Here is a 19,786-nt window from a genome sequence, read left to right as displayed (position 1 = left end):
GAAGGTCGCGGTGCCGACAGGCCCGCGGCTGCGGTTCTCTTTTTCTTTGTTTTCTGCGGATCTTGCTTTCATGACCACCACGCGCTTTCTCACCGGCATCACCACCACGGGCACGCCGCACCTGGGCAACTTCGTCGGGTCCATCCGCCCCTCCGTCGCGGCCAGCCTGCAGCCCGGCGTGCAGAGCTTTTATTTTCTGGCCGACTACCACGCGCTCATCAAGTGCGAAGACCCGGTGCGCATCCAGCGGTCCACGCTGGAGATCGCGGCCAGCTGGCTCGCCGCCGGGCTGAACCCCGAGCACGTCACCTTCTACCGCCAGTCCGACATTCCGGAAATCCCCGAACTCAACTGGCTGCTGAGCTGCGTGACCGGCAAGGGCGTGCTCAACCGTGCCCATGCCTACAAGGCGTCGCAGGACAAGAACACCGCGGCCGGCCGCGAGGCCGATGACGGCGTGACCGCCGGCCTGTTCATGTACCCCGTGCTCATGGGCGCCGACATTCTGCTGTTCAAGGCCCACAAGGTGCCCGTGGGCCGCGACCAGGTGCAGCACATCGAGATGGCGCGCGACATGGCGGCCAGCTTCAACCACCTGTACGGCGAGCGCTTCGTGCTGCCCGAGGCCGCCATCGACGAGCATGTGGCCACCCTGCCCGGCCTCGATGGCCGCAAGATGAGCAAGAGCTACGACAACACCATCCCGCTGTTCTCGTCACGCGAACAGCTGCGCAAGCTCATCGGCGGCATCCTCACCGACTCGCGCGCGCCCGGCGAACCCAAGGACACCGAGGGCTCGGCCCTGTTCCAGATCTACCAAGCCTTCGCCACCGAAGCGGAAACCGCCGCGCTGCACCGGCAATACGCCGAAGGCATCGCCTGGGGCGACGCCAAGCAGGTGCTGTTCGAACGCGTGGACCAGGTCATCGCCCCCATGCGCGCGCGCTACGAAGCACTGATGGCCGACCCCTCGCAGATCGAGGACACCCTGCTGGCCGGCGCCGAACGCGCACGCGCCATCGCCACGCCGTTCATGCGCGACCTGCGCGGGGCCGTGGGGCTGCGCAGCCTGCGCACCGCCGCGTTGGCGGCGCCCGCACAGGCCAAGCCCGCCAAGGCGGCGCTGCCGTCGTTCAAGCAGTACCGCGAAGCGGACGGCAAGTTCTACTTCAAGCTGGTCGCGGCGGATGGCCGGGTGCTTTTGCAAAGCACCGGCTTTGATGCGCCGCGCGATGCGGGGCAGGCCATTGCACGGCTGCAGAAGGAAGCGGGAGCACTGCAGGCGCTGACAGCCTGCCTGGTGCCGCAGCAGGGGGTCGAGAACCGCGAAGTGGACGAGGCCCTGCAGGCATTGATCGCCGCAGCGGCAGAGTGACGGGCCGCCAGGCCGGATAAGCAGCCCAAGCGTTTTCCATGAGCACCCAGCCACTCGCCGAAACCAGCAAGTTTCTCAGCTACGTTCTGCGCCATGAGCCCCAATCCATCGGGCTGACCCTGGATCGCGAGGGCTGGGCCCCCATCGACACATTGATCGCGGCGGCGGCCCAGCACGGTCGTGCGCTGGACCGTGCATTGATAGAGCAGGTCGTCGTGACCAGCGACAAAAAGCGGTTTTCGATTTCGGAAGATGGCTCCAGCATCCGCGCGGTGCAAGGGCACTCCACCCCCACCGTGTCGATCCGCATGGAGGAAAAGACGCCGCCCGCTGTTCTGTACCACGGCACTGCGACCCGGTTTCTGGAGTCGATCCGCCAGCAAGGATTGCTGCCGGGTTCGCGGCACCACGTGCATCTTTCAGAGGATGCGCAGACGGCGGCCAGCGTGGGGCAGCGATACGGGCAGCCCGTGGTGCTGTCCATCGCAGCAGCCGCCATGCACGGCCAAGGGCAACGGTTCTACCAAGCCGAGAATGGCGTCTGGCTCACAGAGGGCGTGCCGACCTGCTTCATTGGCTTTTGAGTAGGCGGTGGTGGGGAACGCCACAGAAAACACCGTTCATCTCAATTTTTAGGCCCATTGCTAGCGTTGACCGTTTATGAACAGGCAACAAAAAAGCGCCCCGGAGGGCGCTATTTTTTACTTGCTGGCGGAGAGGGTGATTACCAATAATGCCTATCGTGTCGTGTCATGGGGTGTGGATTCACACGTTTTCAATGGGTCCCAACAAAGAGGGCCCTGGCACCCAAGCCAGAGCCCAATCAACATCAGTCGAACAACGTCATCTGCCCAGGAAACGAGCGGCAATGCTCACACACATGTTCTAACCGGCCAAACCGGAGGCGAACATACGAACGAACATGCACACTCTTGGGATATGCACAAATGCGCATGATGATTCCTCACGAGTGCTAGACAAGTAGGGCACGCATTTGTCCTCCACCCCGGAACCACGTACAATTCCGGTGTCCGCCAAGACTGGTGATGGGACTCGCGCCCTGACCCCGAAGAAGCCGCTAGCTCATACCTAGCGGCTTCTCTCGTTCTACGGCAGGCAAAAAGAGCCTCCCCCTTTCATAAAGAACTGCATACTGCAAAGCTCGGTAACGTCGGAGCATTGCACCTAGAGAAAGTCGCATCAGCTTTCTTTTTGCTCTGGCATCATCGCCTTCCAACCAGCTATGTATGCACCGAGCATCTGTTGGAACAGGTCCCAGTCGGCTGCCGACCACTCAGCTGGTATGTGTATCTTCACTTTCCGATTGATTGGAATCGGAATCTCAAACGACTGCATGCCCAATGCAGGGTGACCGTCTTCCTGCCGAACCGTAGGAAGGGGCTGAGTCGCAGGTGCCTCTTTGTCCTTTTTGGTTTTGCTTGATGGTGTTTTAGGGCGCGGTTGCGCTTTGATACTGGGAGAGACCTTTATGCCAGCAAGCTGCGCTGCCGCTAGGAAAAAAGCCACAGCGCGAGAGAGAGTGCTGCCATTGACATTTTGTCCACGAAACACGTCCGCCATTTGCGCGCTCGTGGCACGTTCAAGGTCAAATCCAGGCGTACTCCAGATGTACGGATACGCCTCTCGGATCAAATCACTCATCATCACTCCACGCTCTTCGTCAGTTGCCCTCACAAACAACTCGTATGAAGCATTGGCCTCTCCGCTCTCTTTTACGAGCCTCAGATACTTGATTGCCTGAAGAAGCTCATTGGCGGTTGATCCCGAGAGATTGCTCATCAAGGACTTGTCCACAACGGTGGTGGTGTGCCCGTCCTCTCGCCGAGCGTTCATAAAATTGATGAACGACTTGAACGAAACATACGGGGGTGCTGCAATTTTTTCGGTAGCCACACAATCTCCTGTTGCCAGACGAAGCAAAGTGTAATCACTGATTTGCCGGATGGCAACATGAATCTACGTAAATTTTACGGCAAACACCTGGCGCGCCTTGTTGGCACGCATTGGCTCCGACCGTCTGCACGTAAAAACACTGCGCCAAGAAGGTGCGCAACGTACTTCTATATCAGCAAGAGATCTCAAGCCAGCATCCGGCAAAGACGAAAGACCCCTATCAGCCCCTTTGCGGGCACGAGACCATACTGAAGCTTGGGGCGTTCGTTGTGAAAGGCCGCGAACGACTCTGGGCGCTGGGTAGTTTGATGGGTAGAAATGAAAAACGGGCCGCGAGGGCCCGTTTCTGCTTACTTACTGGCGGAGAGGGTGGGATTCGAACCCACGGTAGTGTTGCCACTACGCCTGATTTCGAGTCAGGTACATTCGACCACTCTGCCACCTCTCCTGTGTGTCGAAGCCGGGATTCTAGCAGGAAGTTTCAGCCTTCCGACCGACTCAATACTTTCCCATGTAGTCGCGTTTGCCCAGTTCCACCCCGTTGTGCCGTGCAATCGCATACGTGGCATTCACGTGGAAGAAGAACTGTGGCAGGCCGTAGTGCAGCAGGTAGTGCTGGCCGGCAAACTGCTTTTCGCGCGGCGTGCCGGGCTGCAGGATGATCTGGCGGGCAGCGGCCTCTTCGAAAGCCTCGGTGGGCAGGCCTTCGATGAACGCCAGCACGGTGTCGATCCGGGTGCGCAGGTCAGCAAAACCCGGCCGTTCTGCATCGGGCAGCGATGGCACGTCCACGCCGGCCAGCCTTGCGGCGATGCCCTTGGCGAAATCGCACGCGACCAGCACCTGCCGCGCCATCGGGAACATGTCGGGAAACAGCCGGGCCTGCAGCAAAGCGTCCGGGTCGATCTTGCGTGCGGTCGCGTGGGCTTCGGTCTTGGAGACTACATCCCCCAGCGAGCCAAGCATCTGCTTGAAAACGGGCACGCTGGCGCTGTACATGAAAGAGGTCATCGCGGGTCGATCCTTGAAAAGAGGGCCGGCAGAACGCCGACGGATCGCAAGTACACCAGCAATGGGCTGCTGGTGCACGATCGGAGCGGCAAAACCCCTGAAACACCCAGTCCGATGGTGTTTCAGACCAGGACGATCTGCGGCACGTTCTGCAAGTCGCGCAACGGCATGCGAGCCGGCTTCACCGCACGCAGATGGGCCACCATCTCGACGACCACGTTGCGCTGGCTCTGGATGCATTCCCAGATCTGCTCGTGGGTCAATCCGCGCAGGCGCTGCGCCACCGTCAGCTCGATGCGGTCGGTGATCCAGTCGCCGCGGTATCCGTAATCCGCCCGCCAGTAATAGGGCTGGGAGAAATACCCGAAGGACCCATGGAACAGCTGGCGCACATGGGTCGGGTCCTCGAAGGCATCGTCGCTGGCGCCATGGGGCACACGGATGACCATGCGCGCGTCGTGCCGGGCCACGCGGTGCAGTTCCTGCATCATGGGCAGCACCTTCGGGATGTGCTCCAGGACATGCGACAGCAGAAACTCCTCCACGCTCCCGTCCGCCAGCGGCAAGGGCGTGGCCGCGCAGGCGTCCAGGTCCGCGACGATGTCCACGCCGGGCAACGCCTGGCTGTCCAGGTTCAGCCACCCTGCGAGGGTATTGCGACCGCAGCCGACGTTGAGCTTCATGGCCCTCTCATCCATCCATTGTGCAAAAAAGCCATTCTGCGCGGCGCTGCCTGCGGCCTATGCGGCCAGGGAAGCGAGCCCGCCCAGGTAGGGGCGCAACGCTGGCGGAATCTCCACGCTGCCATCGGCCTGCTGGTAGTTCTCCAGCACGGCCACCAGGGTGCGACCCACGGCCAGGCCCGAGCCATTGAGCGTGTGCAGCAGCTCGTTCTTGCCTTGCGCGTTCTTGAAGCGGGCCTGCAGGCGGCGGGACTGGAACGCCTCGCAGTTGCTCACCGAGCTGATCTCGCGGTAGGTGTTCTGCGCAGGCAGCCACACTTCCAGGTCGTAGGTCTTGGCGGCGCTGAAGCCCATGTCGCCCGTGCACAGGCTCATCACGCGGTAAGGCAGCCCCAGCTTCTGCAGCACGGCTTCGGCATGGCCCGTCATGGCCTCCAGCGCCTCGTAGCTCTTGTCGGGGTGCACGATCTGCACCATCTCGACCTTGTCGAACTGGTGCTGGCGGATCATGCCGCGCGTGTCGCGGCCGTAGCTGCCGGCCTCGGAGCGAAAGCACGGCGTGTGCGCCGTGAGCCGGATGGGCAGGTCCGACTCGGGCACGACCACGTCGCGCACGAAGTTGGTCAGCGGCACTTCGCTGGTGGGAATGAGGTACAGGGCCGCATGGTCGGGCACGGGCTCGCCGTCCTGTCCGCCCTTCTTGGCCGCGAAGAGGTCGCCCTCGAACTTCGGCAGCTGCCCGGTGCCGCGCAGCGAATCGGCATTGACGGCGTAAGGCACGTAGCACTCGGTGTAGCCGTGCTCCTGGGTCTGCACGTCGAGCATGAACTGCGACAGCGCACGGTGCAGGCGGGCGATGGGGCCCTTCATCACGGTGAAGCGCGAGCCCGACAGCTTGACGCCCATGTCGAAGTCCAGCCCCAGCGGCGTGCCCACGTCCACGTGGTCCTTGGCCGCGAAGTCGAAGGCGCGCGGCGTGCCCCAGCGGCGCACCTCGACGTTGGCGGCTTCGTCCGCGCCCACGGGCACGCTCTCGTGCGGCAGGTTGGGCACGGCCAGCAGCAGCGCGTGCAGTTCGCCCTGCAACTGCTCCAGCCGGGCGGCCGAGGTTTCGAGTTCCGACTTGAGCGAGCCCACTTCGGCCATGACCGCATCGGCACTCTCGCCCTTGGCCTTGAGCTGGCCGATCTGCTTGGACAGCGTGTTGCGGCGCGCCTGCAGTTCCTCGGTGCGGGTCTGCAAGGTCTTGCGCTCGGACTCCAGGGACTGAAAGGCCTCGACATCCAGGAAGGCCTGGGGTTTCTTGCGGGTCTCCAGCCGGGCGATGGCGGAGTCGAGGTCTTTTCGAAGGAGGAGGATGTCTAGCATAGGCCGCGATTTTAGTAGGGCGTCTTACCGGGTTGGCGCGCCGGAGTTTCCGTTTTAGGATGGACCGCACTGCCCCAGGGAGGACTCCATGCACATCGAACCGTACCTTTTCTTCGACGGCAACTGCGAGCAAGCGCTGGATTTCTACGCCCAGTGCCTGGAAGGGCGCCTCACCGCCGTGCACCGCTACGAGGGCTCGCCGCTGGAAAAGCAGCTTCCCGCGCACTGGCGCAACAAGATCATGCATGCCACCCTGGAAGTGCCTGGCGGCCACCGGTTCATGGCCAGCGACCGTATGCCGGGCCAGCCGTTCGCAGGCCACGCGGGCTTTTCGATGTCGGTCAACTGCCCCGGCAGCGCCGAACGCGGCGAGCGCATCTTCCACAGCCTGGCCGTGGGTGGGCACGTGGGCATGCCCTTCACCGTCACGTTCTGGGGCGCGCACTTCGGCACGCTGGTGGACAAGTTCGGCGTGGGCTGGATGGTCAACTGCGACGGGGCGCAGCCGCCCGCCTGAAGGCCAAGGCGCGCCCCAGCACGGCGCCGCTCAGGCCAGCGTGGCGGGGTCGAAATTGGCCCCGCACAGGATCAGGCCGACCGTCTCGTCGGCGCGCGGGCGGTAGGCGCCGCTTTGCAGCGCGGCCAGGCCCAGCGCCGCCGCCGACTCGACCGCCAGCTTCAGCTCCCGCCACAGCCATTGCTGCGCGCTGCGGATGGCCTCGTCGGGCAGCAGCAGCGCGGCATGCACATGGCGCTGCGACACCTCCCAGGCGATGTCGCCGATGCGGCGGGCACCCAGCGAATCGGCGGCGACGCCACCCACCTCCACATCCACCGGCCGGCCCGCCGCGCGGGCGCTGTGCAGCGTGGGCGCGCGCTCGGGCTCCAGCGCCACCACGTGCGCACGGCCGTTGCACCACGCAGCCACGCCGGCGATCAGCCCGCCGCCACCCACGCTCACCAGCACGCTGTCGGGCAACCGGTCGCCCGCCTGGCTTTCCATCTCCAGCGCCAGCGTGCCGGCACCGGCCACGACTTCGGGCTGGTCGTACGCATGGTTGAGCAGCGCGCCGGTGGCCTGCTGGCGCGCCAGGCAGGCCTGCAGCGCTTCGGAATACGCGGCGCCGGTCACCACCACTTCGGCGCCCAGGGCCCGCAGCCGGGCGCGCTTGGCCTCCGGCGAGATCTCGGGCACGAACACCTCGCAGCGCACGCCCAGCGCGCGCGCCGCGGCCGCCGTGGCAATGCCCGCATTGCCGCCCGAGGCGATGATCACGCCACTCTCGGGCACGGGGTTGGCCAGCATGCGATACAGCATGCCCCGGGCCTTGAAGCTGCCGCCCACCTGCAGATGCTCCAGCTTGAGCCACACCTGCGCGCAGTCCACGCCCAGCGCGCTGCCGCTCAACTGCAGCAGCGGGGTGGTACGAAGAAAGCCGGCCTGTGAGGCCAGGCGCTGGTGTGCAGTGGAGATGGCGGAGCGATCGATCATGAGGGGGCCTTTGGCGAATCGAAAAGAAAGACCGTGCCCGCACGGCCCCACACGAAGAACGACGGGCAACGGGCTTGCGGCACACGAAACCGTCGAGTGTATGCAGCGCACCAGGCGCCCGCCACGCACTCGCCACACACCCGCCACGTGAAGCCATCGAAGCCCGCCGCCCTCCCCGCCATGCCCCGGCTTTCCGCGGCCCCAGCATCTGCCGATACCATGGACCGCCGATCGCGGCGTGCACGCCGGTGTGCACGCCGGTGCAGCGGCATGGCAGGAGATGGCGATGTTCTATGTGTTCGGGCCTTCGGGCCAGATGTACCGCGGCGGGCCGGAGCAATTGGCGCAGGTGGCGCCCGTGCGGCGGGTGCAGCGACCCCAGGCACTGCGCACCCGCTCCGCCGACCCCGAGGCGGATCCGTTCCCCCCGGTCCCCGCGCCGGCCCCCGACCCCGCCCCGGTGAACCTGCGCGCGCAGGAGGCCGTGAGCGCCTACGCGCAGACCGAGCAGGGCCCGCAGGTGCCCCGCCAGCCGCTGTCGCGCGTGCAGGACGTGATGACCGTGGGCGCCCTCACCGTGCCGCCCGACATCCGCGTGAACGACGCCTGGGCCACGCTGGCGGAGCACCGCATCGCCCAGGCGCCCGTGGTCGACGCCGCGGGCCACGTGGTCGGGCTGCTGCTGCGCGCCGACATGGCGCCGCTGGATCTGCTGCCCGAGCCCGGCAGCGTGAAGGCGGCCATCGATCTGGCGCGCCGGCCCGTCTCCGAGATCATGGTGAGCCCCGTGCCCACCGTGGCCGCCGACACCGAACTGCGCCGGGTGGCGGGCGTGCTGCTCGACACCGGCCTGCCCGGCCTGCCGGTGACCGACGAGGCCGGCACCATGACCGGCTTCATCTCGCGCACCGACATCCTTCGCGCCGTCGCGGCCGACCCGCCCCTGGACCTCTGGAGCTGAAGCGGCCCGCGGCACCGCCCGCTGCCGCGGCGCAGCACCGCCACCGCGCATGAAAAAACCCGCGGGGCCTGGCAGCCACGCGGGTTCTTGATGAATCGAGTCAGCCCGCAGCTGGCGCCACGGGCCGCGCCCCCGATGGGCGAATCGCTCGGCGGATCACTCGGCTGAAATCGCCTCGGGCTCGGCGATCTCCACCGAGGGCAGCGGGCTCGCCAGCACCTTGTCGATGGTCTTGCCGTCCATGTCCACCACCTCGAACTGCCAGCCCTCCCACTGCACCGTGTCGGTCACGCGGGGCAGCTTGCCGGTCAGCAGCATCACCATGCCGCTGAGCGTGTGGTAGCGGCCGCGGTCTTCCTCGGGCACGGCGTCCAGGTTCAGGCGGTCTTTCAGTTCGGGCACGGGGATGTGGCCGTCCAGCAGCCAGCTGCCGTCCTCGCGCTGCACCGCCCAGGAGGTTTCGGGGTCGCGGGCGTGGAATTCGCCCGTGATGGCCTCGATCAAATCCTGCAGCGTGACGATGCCCTGCACTTCGCCGTATTCGTCGATCACGAACGCCATGTGCAGGTCGGACTGGCGGAAGTTGTCCAGCAGCTCCATGCCAGTGATCGTCTCGGGCACGTACAGCGCCGTCTGCAGCGGCTGCGTGGCCAGGTCGCGCGCCTGCTCGCGCAGCGAGCGCGACAGCCACTGGCGGGCGTTCAGCACGCCCAGCACGTTTTCCATGCCGCCACGCACCACGGGAAAGCGCGCGTGGTCCGACTCCTCGATGCATTTGAGGTTCTCTTCGAACGAGTCCTCCACGTCCAGCACCGCCACATCGGCGCGCGGCACCATCAGCGAACCGATCTGGCGGTCGTCCAGGCGAAACACGTTGCGCACCATCTGGTGCTCGTGCGACTCGATCACGCCGGCGCTCGTGCCTTCGGCCAGCACCGCGTGGATCTCGGCCTCGGTCACCGCGCTGGCGTTGTTCTCCTTCACGCCCAGCAGGCGCAAAAGGCCCTGCGTGGACATCGACAGCAGCTTCACGAACGGCTTGGTGGCGATGGCCAGCCAGTTGATCGGGCGGGCCACCAGGCGGGCGATGACTTCCGGATGGCTCTGGCCCAGGCGCTTGGGCACGAGTTCGCCCACGACGATGGAGAAGTAGGTGATGAGCATCACCACCAGGCCGGTGGCCAGGTAGCTGGCGTATTTGGCCTCCAGCCCCAGCGTGCGCAGCCATTCGCCCAATGGCTGGGCCAGCGCGGCTTCGCCGACGATACCGTTCAGCACACCGATGGAGGTGATGCCGATCTGGATGGTGGAGAGGAATCGGGTCGGGTCTTCGCCCAGCTTGACGGCAGCGACCGCGCCGCTATCGCCCTCATCGATCAGCTTCTGGAGCCGGGTCTTGCGCGCCGTGACCAGCGCCAGTTCCGACATGGCAAACAGGCCATTGAGCAGGATGAGGGCGAACAGTATTGCTATTTCCATAGACAGGGAACGAATGGGTTCCCTCAGAGTGAATCAACCGCAAATTGTAAGAAGTCACACCCGCCGTGGGGTCATAGGGGCCGCCCGCGTAGGGACATTGGGGCGCCAGCGTGGTATTTGCGCCCTGTCCCTGCCGGAACAGGGCCCGTGGCAGGCGCCAGAGACCAAGCATCGAAATGGCCTCCAGCGCAATAAGTACTAGGGCATATAGCTATTAAATTAATAGCAAACCGATGACCAATCGATTTCAATGCCCTGCGGGGCCCGTCTCCGGCGTGCGCTCGGTGATCGCCAGCCCCGTGGCCGCATCGATGCGCAGGCCCTTGGGCAGCGGGAATTTCACCGTCTCCTCGATGCCGTCCATTTTGCGCACCGACACGGCGCCCAGCGCCTTGATGCGGTCGATCACCTGGCGCACCAGGATCTCGGGGGCCGAGGCGCCGGCCGTCAGCCCCACGCGGGCCACGCCCTCGAACCATTCGGCGCGCAGCTCCTCGGCGCTGTCCACCATGTAGGCCCGGGTGCCCAGGCGCGCCGCCAGCTCGCGCAGCCGGTTGCTGTTGGAGCTGGTGGGGCTGCCCACCACGATCACCAGGTCCACCTGCGGGCTCAGCACCTTGACCGCGTCCTGCCGGTTCTGCGTGGCGTAGCAGATGTCCTGCTGCTTGGGTTCGCGCACGCTCGGGAACCGCGCGCGCACCGCCGCGCTGATCTCGGCCGCGTCGTCCACCGACAGCGTGGTCTGCGTCACCACGGCCAGCTTGGCCGTCTGCCCGGGCTGCACGCGGGCCACGTCCTGCACGTCCTCCACCAGGTGGATGCCATGGTCCAGCTGGCCCATGGTGCCCTCCACCTCGGGATGGCCCTTGTGGCCGATCATGATGAACTCGTAGCCCTCCTTGGCCAGCTTGGCGACCTCCACGTGCACCTTGGTCACCAGCGGGCAGGTCGCATCGAACACGCTGAAGCCGCGCTCGGCCGCCTCGGTCTGCACCGCCTTGCTCACGCCGTGGGCCGAGAACACCAGCGTGGAGCCCGGCGGCACATCGGCCAGGTCCTCGATGAAGATCGCGCCCTTGGCCTTGAGGTCGTTCACCACGTAGGTGTTGTGCACGATCTCGTGGCGCACGTAGATGGGCGCGCCGAACTTCTGCAGCGCGCGCTCGACGATCTCGATCGCGCGGTCCACGCCCGCGCAAAAGCCGCGCGGCTCGGCCAGAACGATTTCCTGGGGTTTTTGCATGGCGTCAGAGCACCCCGATGAGCTGCACCTCGAAGGTGACCGGCTGCCCCGCCAGCGGGTGGTTGAAGTCGAAGCGCACCGCGCCGTCCTCGCGCACCGCCAGCACCACGCCCGCGTAGCTGCCCAGCCCGTCCGGCGTGGGGAACTGCACCACGTCGCCCACCGTGTAGCGCTCGTCGGGGTCGCCCAGCTCGGCCAGCAGCTTGCGCGCCACCCACTGCTGCATGTCGGGGTTGCGGTCGCCGAAGGCCTCGCCCGCGGGCAGGGTGAACGTGGTGCGGGTGCCCTCGGGCAGGCCGATCAGGCACTGCTCCATGGCGGGGGACAACTCGCCCGCGCCCAGCGACAGGGTGGCCGGCTTGTCGCCGAAGGTGTTGATCACGTCGCCCGCCGGGCCGGCCAGACGATAGTGCAGGGTCAGGAAGGAACCGGCCTGCACGGTGGGAGCGGCGGCGGGAGAGGCAACGAGGGAGGTGGGGGCGAGGGTGGTCATGAGAGTCCCGATAAACTGGCCGCCATTGTAGAAACCCGCCCATTCCCTGCCCCGCGCGCGGCCATGCCGCCGCCCCAACGGACCTGCCGCACCATGCTCATGAAAACCATGCCTGCCGACGCCCGGCCCCGTGAACGGCTGCTGCAGCGGGGCCCTGCCGCGCTGTCGGATGCGGAACTGCTGGCGATCTTGCTGCGCACGGGCATCGCCGGCAAAGGGGTGATGGAGATGGCGTGCGAACTGCTGGCGCCGACCACCGTGGATGCAGCCTCAGGGCGTCCCGCCGGAGGCTTTGGAAGCATCAGTGGCCTGCTGCATGCCAGCGTGGATGACTTGAAGCGCATCAAGGGGTTGGGCCCTGCAAAGCGCACCGTCCTTGTCGCCGTTCTGGAACTGGCCCGCCGTGTGTTGAGCGAGCAATTGCCTGAACGCGAAACATTCGGCTCGCCGACAGAGGTCAAGCACTATCTGCAGTTGCACTTGGCCGGCCGAGGCTACGAAGTCTTTGCCGTGATGTTCCTGGACGCCCAGAACCGCATGATCGCCCTGGACGAAATGTTCCGCGGCACGCTCACCCATGCCAGTGTGTACCCCCGCGAGGTCGTCACACGCGCCCTGCACCACCACGCCGCTGCAGTGGTGCTGGCCCACAACCACCCCAGCGGCAGCGTGGAGCCCAGCCGCGCGGATGAAAACCTCACCAAAACCCTCACGAACGCCCTGGCGCTGGTGGACGTGCGCGTGCTCGACCACGTGATCGTGGCGCCTGGCAACGCGCTGTCGATGGCCGAATCCGGGCTGCTGTAGGACCCTCGCGGGCTGGGCTGCCGGGGTGGCGGCCTGCCTGCCGACTCCAGCCCCCTCGCCGCGCAGCATTGCCGATTGATTAACAATTGGTTAATCAATTCAATTGCCTGAAAGTCACTTTTTCGCTTTTTCCGATTAGCATTCGCCCCCAATAAAAACGCGATCTCGAAGGGGGGATTGAATGAGCGCAGAACTCGCGGCCACGTTCTTCAACGTCGGCTACGGACAGACCCTGGCCCAGTCCATGGACAGGAACCAGGTGGACGTGCTGGTGCTGACGCAGGGCCAGTACATGAGCATCCTGCAGGACAAGGCCAGGCGCAATGCCGCCCTGGAATTCAACCTGCGCAAGATGCTGTCGCAGTCCACGTTCGGGCAGTACTGGCAGAAAGAATTCAGCCCGAATGCCAGCGAGCCGTGGGTCGGGCCCGTAGCGCAGGGGGCCAATGACATGCTTGCCATCACAAAGACGCTGAACGCCATCGGCATGGCCGGCATCGGCAGCTACATCAAGACCACGGCAACGGGCACGTACATCATCATCAAGGGGTACTCGGCCCAGCGCAGCAGTGCCCTGCAGGGAACGCGGTATCTGGCGACCAATCCGAAGATGCTGCAGCTCGGATTGGGGATGAAGAGTTTGCAGGGGATTGCCAAGGGCGGTTTTATTCTGGGCGTGGTGGTCTCCACAGGACTTGAGGTGATGGACTTCATGTTCAACGACGAGAAGACCATGTACGACCTGGTGGGCGGCATCGGCGTAGAAGCCGTCAAGGGAGGGCTTGGCGCCCTGGTGGCCTATGGCGCGGCTGCGTTTGTAGGCACTTCGATGACTGCGGTTGCGGTCGTTCCTCTCGGTTTTATGGCGGTGGTTGCACTCGCCACTGGCATCGGCCTGAATGTACTGGACCGCCGCTACAGCATCAAAGACCAAGTGATCACTGCCCTCAAAATGCTCCCGGAAGAGACGGCGCAGGGCATGTACTACATAGACACTAAAACCCAGTCTTGGCAGGACGATCTGCGCAATGCCATCGAGCAAAAAAAGGTGGAGGCAGGGCGTGCCATCGACCGCAGCGTGCGGGACTGGCTTTGCCGAATCTCCTGCGGCAGATACTAGCGATGCCTGTTGACCGGAACACGATCTAATGAACGACATTCAGCAAATCCGAAAGAGCCTGATATGGGGCGTGCCGCTGTATTTGGGGTTAATTGCCGGCGCCTACTTGCTGACAGTCCACGAAATCCTGCCCACCATAGAGGCAATCACATCCAAAGCGCCGGTGGTCCGTATTGCGCCTTCGCTCCAATTGATCCCTTTTGTCGGCATCGCCTGCATCCTGGGGATTCTGGTTGCAAGCACCCGGGCCGTTCCTTTGAACGCCAGGAACGTCAAGCGCTTCGAACGTGCATTCATTGCCGCTGTCGGGGTGTGTGTAGTCGCAATGGTCTTGATACCCGTGACGTCTGTGCTCCAACGCGTCTATATGCCCCGCAACGGGTACTCGATGTGCGCCGAGTTGAAAGACAACCCCACGTTTTGGTTTACAGACTGGGTGCGTAATCCAGCCTGGTGCGTCAAAGGCAAGAGCCTGGAATGGGTGAACGAGCAGGCCGGCGCGACCGCTCCCCCAGGCACGCCATAGGTGCGACCGCTACCACACCAGTTCACTTGCTATTAATTAAATAGCTACAGGCCAGCGCACTGACTGCGCTACCAGCTTATTTTTCCGGATTCAGTTCCTGAGGTTCCAGCCGCGCCTAAAAATCAAAAATATGTTTGATGTGAAAAAAATTCGCCGGGCGCTCATCTGGGGCATCCCGCTTTTTTTAGGGCTCGCGGCAGGTTGTCTTTGGATGACAGCAGACATCCTGGTGACGGCCATTGTGAATGTTGTGAATCGCGCTTCCGCTGTTCGAATCACGCCCGGGGTTTGGGTTGCGCCGTTTTGCGCGGCATTCTCCTTGCTGGGAATCATCGTGGGATGCCTGCGAGCGGTTCCCGTGAGTGACCACGCGATCAAGCCTTTCGAGCGCGCATTCCAGGCAGCAGTCTTAGGTGGAGTCGTGGCCATGTTCCTAATCCCGGCCACCTCGGTCATCCAACGCTTTTACATGCCCGGCATCGGTTACTCGATGTGTTCGGAACTAGAGGGCCACCCCACTATGTGGTTCACGGACTGGGTGCGCGACCCTGCTTGGTGCGCCAAAGGCAAGAGCCTGGAGTGGGTGAACGAGCAAGCGCGCATAGCCCGTCATCCCGGCAAGCCATAGAGGCGATCGCTGCAACATTCCGCCTTTTTGCTATTAATTAAATAGCGCTATGCCAGCACACTGATTGCGCTGAAGACCGATTCATGTCCGATATACGACCACGCCGAAAGCGTGCGCGCGACGTGCGCACCATCGATCCAACAATGTTCGCCGTTCAAAAACTCCGCAAGGGGTTGCTTTGGATCATTCCTCTTTTTTCGGCAGCGATTGCAGGCTGCTTCTGGATGACGGCAGAAATCATGGTGCCGACCATCTTGGATATCGCATACCGCGCGCCCGCAGTGCAAGTTACACCGGGCATGCTAGTGAGCCCGTTCTTGGCAGCGTTATTGATTCTGGGGATGGTCGTGGGCGGCATGCGCGCCATTCCCTTGAATGAACGCATCGTCAAGCCGGTCGAACAAGCCATGATCATCGTGATGCTGGGCGGATTCGTTGGCATGTGGCTGGTTCCCATCACGGGCATCGCCCAACATTTCTTCATGCCGAGCCTGGGCTACTACCCCTGCAACATCCTGCGGGGCAACCCCAACAAGTGGTCCAACGACTGGGTGCTCGACACGCAGTGGTGCGTCAAAGGCCAGACCATCGAATGGGTCAAGGAACAGGCCCGCTCGGCCGTCACTCCCGGCGCTTCCAGGTAGACAAGGAACGCACCCTGCGGGCGAGCGACCGCCGCATCCGCTCAGCACCCCGCCGGCCGATTTCCACGCAGGGTGAGCAGCCCGGTCACGCGCAGCGTGTCGCTCGTGCCGTCCGTGGCCGTCAGCCGCTTGTTGACGATCTCGATGTAGTCGCGGCTGTGGTGCACGTCGGTGTCGTCGCCATCGCCATTGGCGGTGGCGAACTCCCGCCCGCGCACGTTCAGGACCAGCCGGTAGAGCGCATCGGCATTGGTGGCGTAGCGCACCGTGCCGGAGGCCGTGCCGTCACCGCCCACCCGGTCGGCGCCGTCGAAGGTGAAGCTGCACAGCTCGGGGGCCGTGCCGTTGGCGGCAATTTTGGTGACCTCGCTGGCGTTGATGTTTCCGTTGCCGTACGAGCCGTCCAGGCCGCTGACCGAGGCGTTGGTCACGGTGAGCGACGCTGCGCGTTCGTCCAGGGAATCGCTGCCCCCGCCGCACGCGGACAACAGCGCGGCGGCGGCCAGCAGGGTGGACAGGAGAGACAAGGTTTTAAGGGAGGTGTTCATGGCCAATGGGTCGGTTGTGGGATGGAGGAAAAGGCTCGCTGGGGCCCAGCCAAAGCCAGACGCCGGCCATAACTGTACCACCATGTTCTGTTTTAAATGGTGGTTTTTTGGCGCCCTTTTTTGCCGGCAAGTGCCTGCGATGGATTGGCTCGCAGCCGGGCCTGCCCCCGGCGCACCTACACTGCGCGCCATGCCAGACACCCGCCGGAAGCCTTCGAGAAAACGCCCTTGGGGAGGGTGGGTTGCCGGCCTTGCGGGATCGGCCGTGCTGGTGGTGGCCTGCACGGGCGCGCGGCAGGGCCTTGAGCCGGAAGCCACCGCGCCGGCCGCGCTGCGCCTGATCGGCACCGCCGCCATCGCCCCCGGCACCGAGGTGCTGGGCACGACCTTCGGCGGCATCTCGGGCATCGACTACGACCCGGCGCACGACCGCTGGCTGCTCATCAGCGACGACCGCTCGGCCCTGCAACCCGCGCGCATCTACACCGCCACGCTGCGCTACACCGCCACGCACCTGGAGACCCCCGCGATCACCGGCACCGCACCGCTGCGCCAGGCCAATGGCGCGCCCTACCCTGCGCCGCGGCACGCCGCGCCCGATGTGGACGTGCCCGATGCCGAAGCGGTGCGCTGGCTGCCGGGCGGGCACACTTTTTTGTGGACCAGCGAGGGCGACTTCGCGCGTGGCTTCGGCGCGCAGTGGCGCGAACACCGGGCCGATGGCGCGTGGGTGCGCGAACTGCCCTTGCCCGCGGCGTTCGGGCGTGTGCCCGACTTCCGGCGCGGGCCGCGCGCCAACGCGACGCTGGAAGGGCTGGCGCTGTCGCCGGATGGCCGCACGGCTTGGCTGGCCATGGAAACGGCCTGGGTCCAGGACGGCCCGCGCCCCACGCCCAAGGCCCCGGGCGGGCCGCTGCGCATCACGGCGATGGACGTGGCCACCGGCCGGCCGTTGCGGCAGATCGCCTATGTGCCGGACGCGGTGCCGCACACCCGGCGCATCCCGTGGGGCCCGCAATTGAACGGGGTGAGCGAGGTGCTCGCGGACGGGCCGCACCACCTGCTGGTGCTGGAGCGCAGCTACAGCGCGGGGGCGGGCTTTTCCGCGCGGCTGTACCGCATCGACACGCGCGCGGGCAGTGACACGCTCGCGCTGGACGCGCTGGATACCCAGGGCGCGCACAGCAACCACACCGCCGTGCCGAAGACGCTGGTGGCCGACCTGGACCACCTGGGCGTGGGCCCGCTGGACAACCTGGAGGGCATGGCCTGGGGCCCGCCGCTGGCCGGGGGCGGGCGGGTGATCGTGTTCGTGAGCGACGACAACTTCAACCCCGCGCAGGCCACGCAGTTCATCGCGGCGGAATACCGGGGCCCGGCGGCGGTGCCATCGGCAATGCCAGCGCCATGACCGCCAACGGGCTGCCCACGCGCCGGGATTGGGTGGTGCAGGCGGGCGACGCGGACCGCATGCCCTGCATCGAGGCGTACTTCCAGGGCCACGGGTATGCGCCGCACCGGCACGACACGTATGCCCTCGGCCGCACGCTGGCGGGCGTGCAGAGTTTTCGCTACCAGCGCGCGGGCCGCCACAGCCTGCCGGGGCAGAGCATCGTGCTGCACCCCGATGAGCTGCACGACGGCCATGCCGGCACGGGCGACGGCTTTCGCTACCGCATGGTGTACCTGCCGCCCGCGCTGCTGCAGCCCATGCTGGGCGGGCGGCCGCTGCCCTTCGTGGCCGGCGGCATCAGCGACGACCCGCGGCTCGCGGCGCCCATCCAGACGCTGCTGCAGCGCATGGACGGTCCGCTCGACCCGCTGCAGGAGCAGGACGCGCTGTTCGACCTGGCCCAGGGCCTGTGCGCGGCGGCCGGCATGCCGGGTGGCCGGCGGGTGTGCGATGGGGCCGCCGCCGAGCGTGCGCGCCAGTTCCTGCACGACCACCTGCACGCCGCGAGCCCGGTGACGCTGGCCGACCTGGAGCGCGCCAGCGGCCAGGACCGCTGGCGCCTGTCGCGCGACTTCCGGGCGCTGTTCGGCACCAGCCCCTACCGCTACCTGACGCTGAGGCGCCTGGACCTGGCGCGCACGCTGATGCGCCAGGGCCTGGGCGCGGCGCAGGCGGCCGATGCGGCGGGCTTTTTCGACCAGAGCCACATGACGCGGCGGTTCACCCAGGCCTTCGGGCTGCCGCCGGCCCGCTGGCTGCGCATGCAGGCCGGCCCGGCCGTCGCGTGCACGATCGTGCAAGACACGGGGGCCTGAGTTGCCTAATCTGGGCGCTTTCCATTGACAGAAAGCGCCCCGCATGCAACACGCCCACACCCCCACGCCACCGGCCCGCGCCGGCCATGCGCCGATCAATTTCGCGCACAAGTTCTCACTGATCGATGCGCTGTGGCAGCCCCGCGTGGTCGCCGAGATGAACGGCTACCAGTTCAAGCTGGCGCGCATCGACGGCGAGTTCATCTGGCACCGCCACGCGGACACCGACGAGGCGTTCATCGTGGTGCAGGGGCGGCTGCGCATCGAGCTGCGCGACGGCGACGTGGAGCTGAATGCCGGCGAGATGTTCGTCGTGCCCCGGGACACCGAGCACCTGCCCTGCGCGCTGGGCGAGGTCTGGCTGCTGCTGGTGGAGCCGCGCGGCGTGGTGAACACGGGCGACAGCGGGGACGAGCGCACCGCACCGAACGATCGGTGGGTGTAACGGGTCCGGCCCCGGCGCCGTCGCGGCATGGCCCGCGGCGATCCCGGGGCACTGCCGCCCACGCCGGGGCGGCGGCCGCACTTCGGGTACAACCGGCGCATGAAAGTGAAGTCCTTCCAGGATCTCCAGCCACTGCGCCAGGCCCTGGCGGAGGCGGCCGAGCGCGAGGCGCGGCTGCAGCGCGAGCGGCTGGAGGCCGCGCGCCGTGCGCGCGCCGAGCTGATGCTGTTCGAGACCGCGGTGGGCCCGGTGCAGGCCCTGCGCGGGCAGCACGACCGGCGCTGGCACCTGCCCGAGCCGGTGGAGCCGCTGCCCGTGCAGCGCGAGCTGGACGAAGAACGCGTGCTGATGGAGTCCATCAGCGACGAGTTCGACGTGACGACCTTGCTGGACGTGGATGACCAGATGAGCTACCGCCGCAGCGGCATCGGCCCCGAGGTGACGCGCCGCCTGCGCGCAGGCCACTGGAGCATCCAGCGGCAGCTGGACCTGCACGGCCTGCGCACCGACGAGGCCCGCGAGGCGTTGGGCGAGTTCATCCGACTGGCGCACCGCACCGGCCTGCGCTGCGTGCGCGTGGTGCACGGCAAGGGCCTGGGCTCGCCCGGCAAGACGCCGGTGCTGAAAGGCCGCGTACAAAGCTGGCTGGTACAAAAGAAAGAGGTGCTGGCCTTCGTGCAGGCCCGACCGGCCGAGGGCGGCGCGGGGGCACTCGTGGTGCTGCTGCAGCCGGTGCAGCGGCATTGAGTTTTGAAGGGCGGGCGGTGCACTGCCTGCCACC

Annotated in this window: 22 protein-coding genes and 1 tRNA gene; 13 read left to right on the top strand and 10 right to left on the bottom strand. The window is 65.8% G+C overall.

Annotated features, from left to right (window positions below):
* The first annotated feature begins 70 nt into the window (after positions 1-70).
* Together R1Z03_RS02150 and R1Z03_RS02145 are read left to right on the top strand one after the other, a co-directional pair.
* Positions 71-1,375, top strand: coding sequence for a tryptophan--tRNA ligase (locus tag R1Z03_RS02150; protein ID WP_317356479.1), 1,305 nt, complete (start codon positions 71-73; stop codon positions 1,373-1,375).
* 38 nt (positions 1,376-1,413) lie between these two features.
* Positions 1,414-1,959 (top strand): RNA 2'-phosphotransferase, encoded by a 546-nt coding sequence (locus R1Z03_RS02145; RefSeq protein WP_317356477.1) that lies wholly within the window; start codon positions 1,414-1,416, stop codon positions 1,957-1,959.
* A 616-nt stretch (positions 1,960-2,575) separates the two neighbouring features.
* Here R1Z03_RS02145 and R1Z03_RS02140 read toward each other — a convergent pair.
* The 5 genes from R1Z03_RS02140 to serS form a co-directional block, all read right to left on the bottom strand.
* Positions 2,576-3,289, bottom strand: a complete 714-nt coding sequence (locus R1Z03_RS02140) for a DUF5343 domain-containing protein (protein WP_317356474.1) — start codon at positions 3,287-3,289, stop codon at positions 2,576-2,578.
* Positions 3,290-3,647: 358 nt separating this feature from the next.
* Positions 3,648-3,737 (bottom strand) — tRNA-Ser (locus R1Z03_RS02135).
* A gap of 50 nt (positions 3,738-3,787) precedes the next feature.
* Complete coding sequence (locus R1Z03_RS02130; protein WP_317356471.1) at positions 3,788-4,300, bottom strand: DUF1993 domain-containing protein; 513 nt, start codon at positions 4,298-4,300, stop codon at positions 3,788-3,790.
* A gap of 122 nt (positions 4,301-4,422) precedes the next feature.
* On the bottom strand, positions 4,423-4,983 hold the full coding sequence (locus tag R1Z03_RS02125) for a methyltransferase domain-containing protein (protein ID WP_317356468.1): 561 nt from the start codon (positions 4,981-4,983) through the stop codon (positions 4,423-4,425).
* Positions 4,984-5,040: 57 nt separating this feature from the next.
* Complete coding sequence (serS, locus tag R1Z03_RS02120) at positions 5,041-6,351, bottom strand: serine--tRNA ligase (protein ID WP_317356466.1); 1,311 nt, start codon at positions 6,349-6,351, stop codon at positions 5,041-5,043.
* A gap of 88 nt (positions 6,352-6,439) precedes the next feature.
* Here serS and R1Z03_RS02115 point away from each other — a divergent pair, with 88 nt between their 5' ends.
* Positions 6,440-6,868, top strand: coding sequence for a VOC family protein (locus R1Z03_RS02115; RefSeq protein WP_284405457.1), 429 nt, complete (start codon positions 6,440-6,442; stop codon positions 6,866-6,868).
* Positions 6,869-6,898: 30 nt separating this feature from the next.
* On the opposite strand, the gene R1Z03_RS02110 is transcribed toward R1Z03_RS02115, so the two are convergent.
* Entirely contained in the window at positions 6,899-7,843 is a 945-nt protein-coding gene (locus tag R1Z03_RS02110; RefSeq protein ID WP_317356461.1) for a threonine/serine dehydratase, read from the bottom strand.
* A gap of 286 nt (positions 7,844-8,129) precedes the next feature.
* On the opposite strand from R1Z03_RS02110, the gene R1Z03_RS02105 reads away from it, so the two are divergent.
* Complete coding sequence (locus tag R1Z03_RS02105) at positions 8,130-8,804, top strand: HPP family protein (protein WP_284429591.1); 675 nt, start codon at positions 8,130-8,132, stop codon at positions 8,802-8,804.
* Between the two features lie 156 nt (positions 8,805-8,960).
* On the opposite strand, the gene R1Z03_RS02100 is transcribed toward R1Z03_RS02105, so the two are convergent.
* The 3 genes from R1Z03_RS02100 to R1Z03_RS02090 form a co-directional block, all read right to left on the bottom strand.
* A complete protein-coding gene (locus R1Z03_RS02100; protein ID WP_272567714.1) occupies positions 8,961-10,283 on the bottom strand; it encodes a hemolysin family protein in 1,323 nt (440 codons plus the stop codon).
* A 247-nt stretch (positions 10,284-10,530) separates the two neighbouring features.
* Positions 10,531-11,526 (bottom strand): 4-hydroxy-3-methylbut-2-enyl diphosphate reductase, encoded by a 996-nt coding sequence (ispH, locus tag R1Z03_RS02095; protein ID WP_284427615.1) that lies wholly within the window; start codon positions 11,524-11,526, stop codon positions 10,531-10,533.
* Positions 11,527-11,530: 4 nt separating this feature from the next.
* The gene (locus R1Z03_RS02090; RefSeq protein WP_284408153.1) at positions 11,531-12,019 is read right to left on the bottom strand and encodes a peptidylprolyl isomerase; all 489 of its coding nucleotides are present in this window, start codon (positions 12,017-12,019) and stop codon (positions 11,531-11,533) included.
* 93 nt (positions 12,020-12,112) lie between these two features.
* Between R1Z03_RS02090 and radC the strand changes: the two genes are divergently transcribed.
* The 5 genes from radC to R1Z03_RS02065 all read left to right on the top strand — a co-directional run bounded on the left by radC (position 12,113) and on the right by R1Z03_RS02065 (position 15,744).
* The gene (gene radC, locus R1Z03_RS02085) at positions 12,113-12,826 is read left to right on the top strand and encodes a DNA repair protein RadC (RefSeq protein WP_317356454.1); all 714 of its coding nucleotides are present in this window, start codon (positions 12,113-12,115) and stop codon (positions 12,824-12,826) included.
* A gap of 181 nt (positions 12,827-13,007) precedes the next feature.
* Positions 13,008-13,946, top strand: coding sequence for a hypothetical protein (locus R1Z03_RS02080; protein ID WP_317356452.1), 939 nt, complete (start codon positions 13,008-13,010; stop codon positions 13,944-13,946).
* A 28-nt stretch (positions 13,947-13,974) separates the two neighbouring features.
* Positions 13,975-14,472, top strand: a complete 498-nt coding sequence (locus R1Z03_RS02075; RefSeq protein WP_317356449.1) for a hypothetical protein — start codon at positions 13,975-13,977, stop codon at positions 14,470-14,472.
* Between the two features lie 130 nt (positions 14,473-14,602).
* Positions 14,603-15,100, top strand: a complete 498-nt coding sequence (locus R1Z03_RS02070) for a hypothetical protein (protein ID WP_317356446.1) — start codon at positions 14,603-14,605, stop codon at positions 15,098-15,100.
* An 83-nt stretch (positions 15,101-15,183) separates the two neighbouring features.
* A complete protein-coding gene (locus R1Z03_RS02065; protein WP_317356444.1) occupies positions 15,184-15,744 on the top strand; it encodes a hypothetical protein in 561 nt (186 codons plus the stop codon).
* A gap of 41 nt (positions 15,745-15,785) precedes the next feature.
* Here the strand turns inward: R1Z03_RS02065 and R1Z03_RS02060 are convergent, their stop codons facing one another.
* A complete protein-coding gene (locus tag R1Z03_RS02060; protein ID WP_317356442.1) occupies positions 15,786-16,292 on the bottom strand; it encodes a hypothetical protein in 507 nt (168 codons plus the stop codon).
* A gap of 190 nt (positions 16,293-16,482) precedes the next feature.
* Here R1Z03_RS02060 and R1Z03_RS02055 point away from each other — a divergent pair, with 190 nt between their 5' ends.
* From R1Z03_RS02055 to R1Z03_RS02040, 4 genes are all read left to right on the top strand, one after another.
* On the top strand, positions 16,483-17,703 hold the full coding sequence (locus tag R1Z03_RS02055; protein ID WP_317356440.1) for an esterase-like activity of phytase family protein: 1,221 nt from the start codon (positions 16,483-16,485) through the stop codon (positions 17,701-17,703).
* On the top strand, positions 17,700-18,560 hold the full coding sequence (locus R1Z03_RS02050; protein WP_317356437.1) for an AraC family transcriptional regulator: 861 nt from the start codon (positions 17,700-17,702) through the stop codon (positions 18,558-18,560). Before R1Z03_RS02055 ends, R1Z03_RS02050 begins: the two co-directional genes overlap by 4 nt.
* Before the next feature lie 43 nt (positions 18,561-18,603).
* The gene (locus R1Z03_RS02045; protein ID WP_317356434.1) at positions 18,604-19,005 is read left to right on the top strand and encodes a cupin domain-containing protein; all 402 of its coding nucleotides are present in this window, start codon (positions 18,604-18,606) and stop codon (positions 19,003-19,005) included.
* A 99-nt stretch (positions 19,006-19,104) separates the two neighbouring features.
* On the top strand, positions 19,105-19,752 hold the full coding sequence (locus R1Z03_RS02040; protein ID WP_284393529.1) for a Smr/MutS family protein: 648 nt from the start codon (positions 19,105-19,107) through the stop codon (positions 19,750-19,752).
* Positions 19,753-19,786 lie beyond the last annotated feature (34 nt).

This window comes from Acidovorax sp. BLS4 (assembly GCF_032929295.1).
Classification (GTDB): domain Bacteria; phylum Pseudomonadota; class Gammaproteobacteria; order Burkholderiales; family Burkholderiaceae_C; genus Paracidovorax.
This window is presented reverse-complemented; position numbering and strand designations above follow the sequence as displayed.

What these genes read in the sequence shown, in the direction of transcription:
- R1Z03_RS02150 (WP_317356479.1), top strand. Translation starts at nt 71, where the DNA reads ATGACCACCACGCGCTTTCTCACCGGCATCACCACCACGGGCACGCCG.
- R1Z03_RS02145 (WP_317356477.1), top strand. Translation starts at nt 1,414, where the DNA reads ATGAGCACCCAGCCACTCGCCGAAACCAGCAAGTTTCTCAGCTACGTT.
- R1Z03_RS02130 (WP_317356471.1), bottom strand. Translation starts at nt 4,300, where the DNA reads ATGACCTCTTTCATGTACAGCGCCAGCGTGCCCGTTTTCAAGCAGATG.
- R1Z03_RS02125 (WP_317356468.1), bottom strand. Translation starts at nt 4,983, where the DNA reads ATGAAGCTCAACGTCGGCTGCGGTCGCAATACCCTCGCAGGGTGGCTG.
- serS (WP_317356466.1), bottom strand. Translation starts at nt 6,351, where the DNA reads ATGCTAGACATCCTCCTCCTTCGAAAAGACCTCGACTCCGCCATCGCC.
- R1Z03_RS02115 (WP_284405457.1), top strand. Translation starts at nt 6,440, where the DNA reads ATGCACATCGAACCGTACCTTTTCTTCGACGGCAACTGCGAGCAAGCG.
- R1Z03_RS02110 (WP_317356461.1), bottom strand. Translation starts at nt 7,843, where the DNA reads ATGATCGATCGCTCCGCCATCTCCACTGCACACCAGCGCCTGGCCTCA.
- R1Z03_RS02105 (WP_284429591.1), top strand. Translation starts at nt 8,130, where the DNA reads ATGTTCTATGTGTTCGGGCCTTCGGGCCAGATGTACCGCGGCGGGCCG.
- R1Z03_RS02100 (WP_272567714.1), bottom strand. Translation starts at nt 10,283, where the DNA reads ATGGAAATAGCAATACTGTTCGCCCTCATCCTGCTCAATGGCCTGTTT.
- ispH (WP_284427615.1), bottom strand. Translation starts at nt 11,526, where the DNA reads ATGCAAAAACCCCAGGAAATCGTTCTGGCCGAGCCGCGCGGCTTTTGC.
- R1Z03_RS02090 (WP_284408153.1), bottom strand. Translation starts at nt 12,019, where the DNA reads ATGACCACCCTCGCCCCCACCTCCCTCGTTGCCTCTCCCGCCGCCGCT.
- radC (WP_317356454.1), top strand. Translation starts at nt 12,113, where the DNA reads ATGCTCATGAAAACCATGCCTGCCGACGCCCGGCCCCGTGAACGGCTG.
- R1Z03_RS02080 (WP_317356452.1), top strand. Translation starts at nt 13,008, where the DNA reads ATGAGCGCAGAACTCGCGGCCACGTTCTTCAACGTCGGCTACGGACAG.
- R1Z03_RS02075 (WP_317356449.1), top strand. Translation starts at nt 13,975, where the DNA reads ATGAACGACATTCAGCAAATCCGAAAGAGCCTGATATGGGGCGTGCCG.
- R1Z03_RS02070 (WP_317356446.1), top strand. Translation starts at nt 14,603, where the DNA reads ATGTTTGATGTGAAAAAAATTCGCCGGGCGCTCATCTGGGGCATCCCG.
- R1Z03_RS02065 (WP_317356444.1), top strand. Translation starts at nt 15,184, where the DNA reads ATGTCCGATATACGACCACGCCGAAAGCGTGCGCGCGACGTGCGCACC.
- R1Z03_RS02060 (WP_317356442.1), bottom strand. Translation starts at nt 16,292, where the DNA reads ATGAACACCTCCCTTAAAACCTTGTCTCTCCTGTCCACCCTGCTGGCC.
- R1Z03_RS02055 (WP_317356440.1), top strand. Translation starts at nt 16,483, where the DNA reads ATGCCAGACACCCGCCGGAAGCCTTCGAGAAAACGCCCTTGGGGAGGG.
- R1Z03_RS02050 (WP_317356437.1), top strand. Translation starts at nt 17,700, where the DNA reads ATGACCGCCAACGGGCTGCCCACGCGCCGGGATTGGGTGGTGCAGGCG.
- R1Z03_RS02045 (WP_317356434.1), top strand. Translation starts at nt 18,604, where the DNA reads ATGCAACACGCCCACACCCCCACGCCACCGGCCCGCGCCGGCCATGCG.
- R1Z03_RS02040 (WP_284393529.1), top strand. Translation starts at nt 19,105, where the DNA reads ATGAAAGTGAAGTCCTTCCAGGATCTCCAGCCACTGCGCCAGGCCCTG.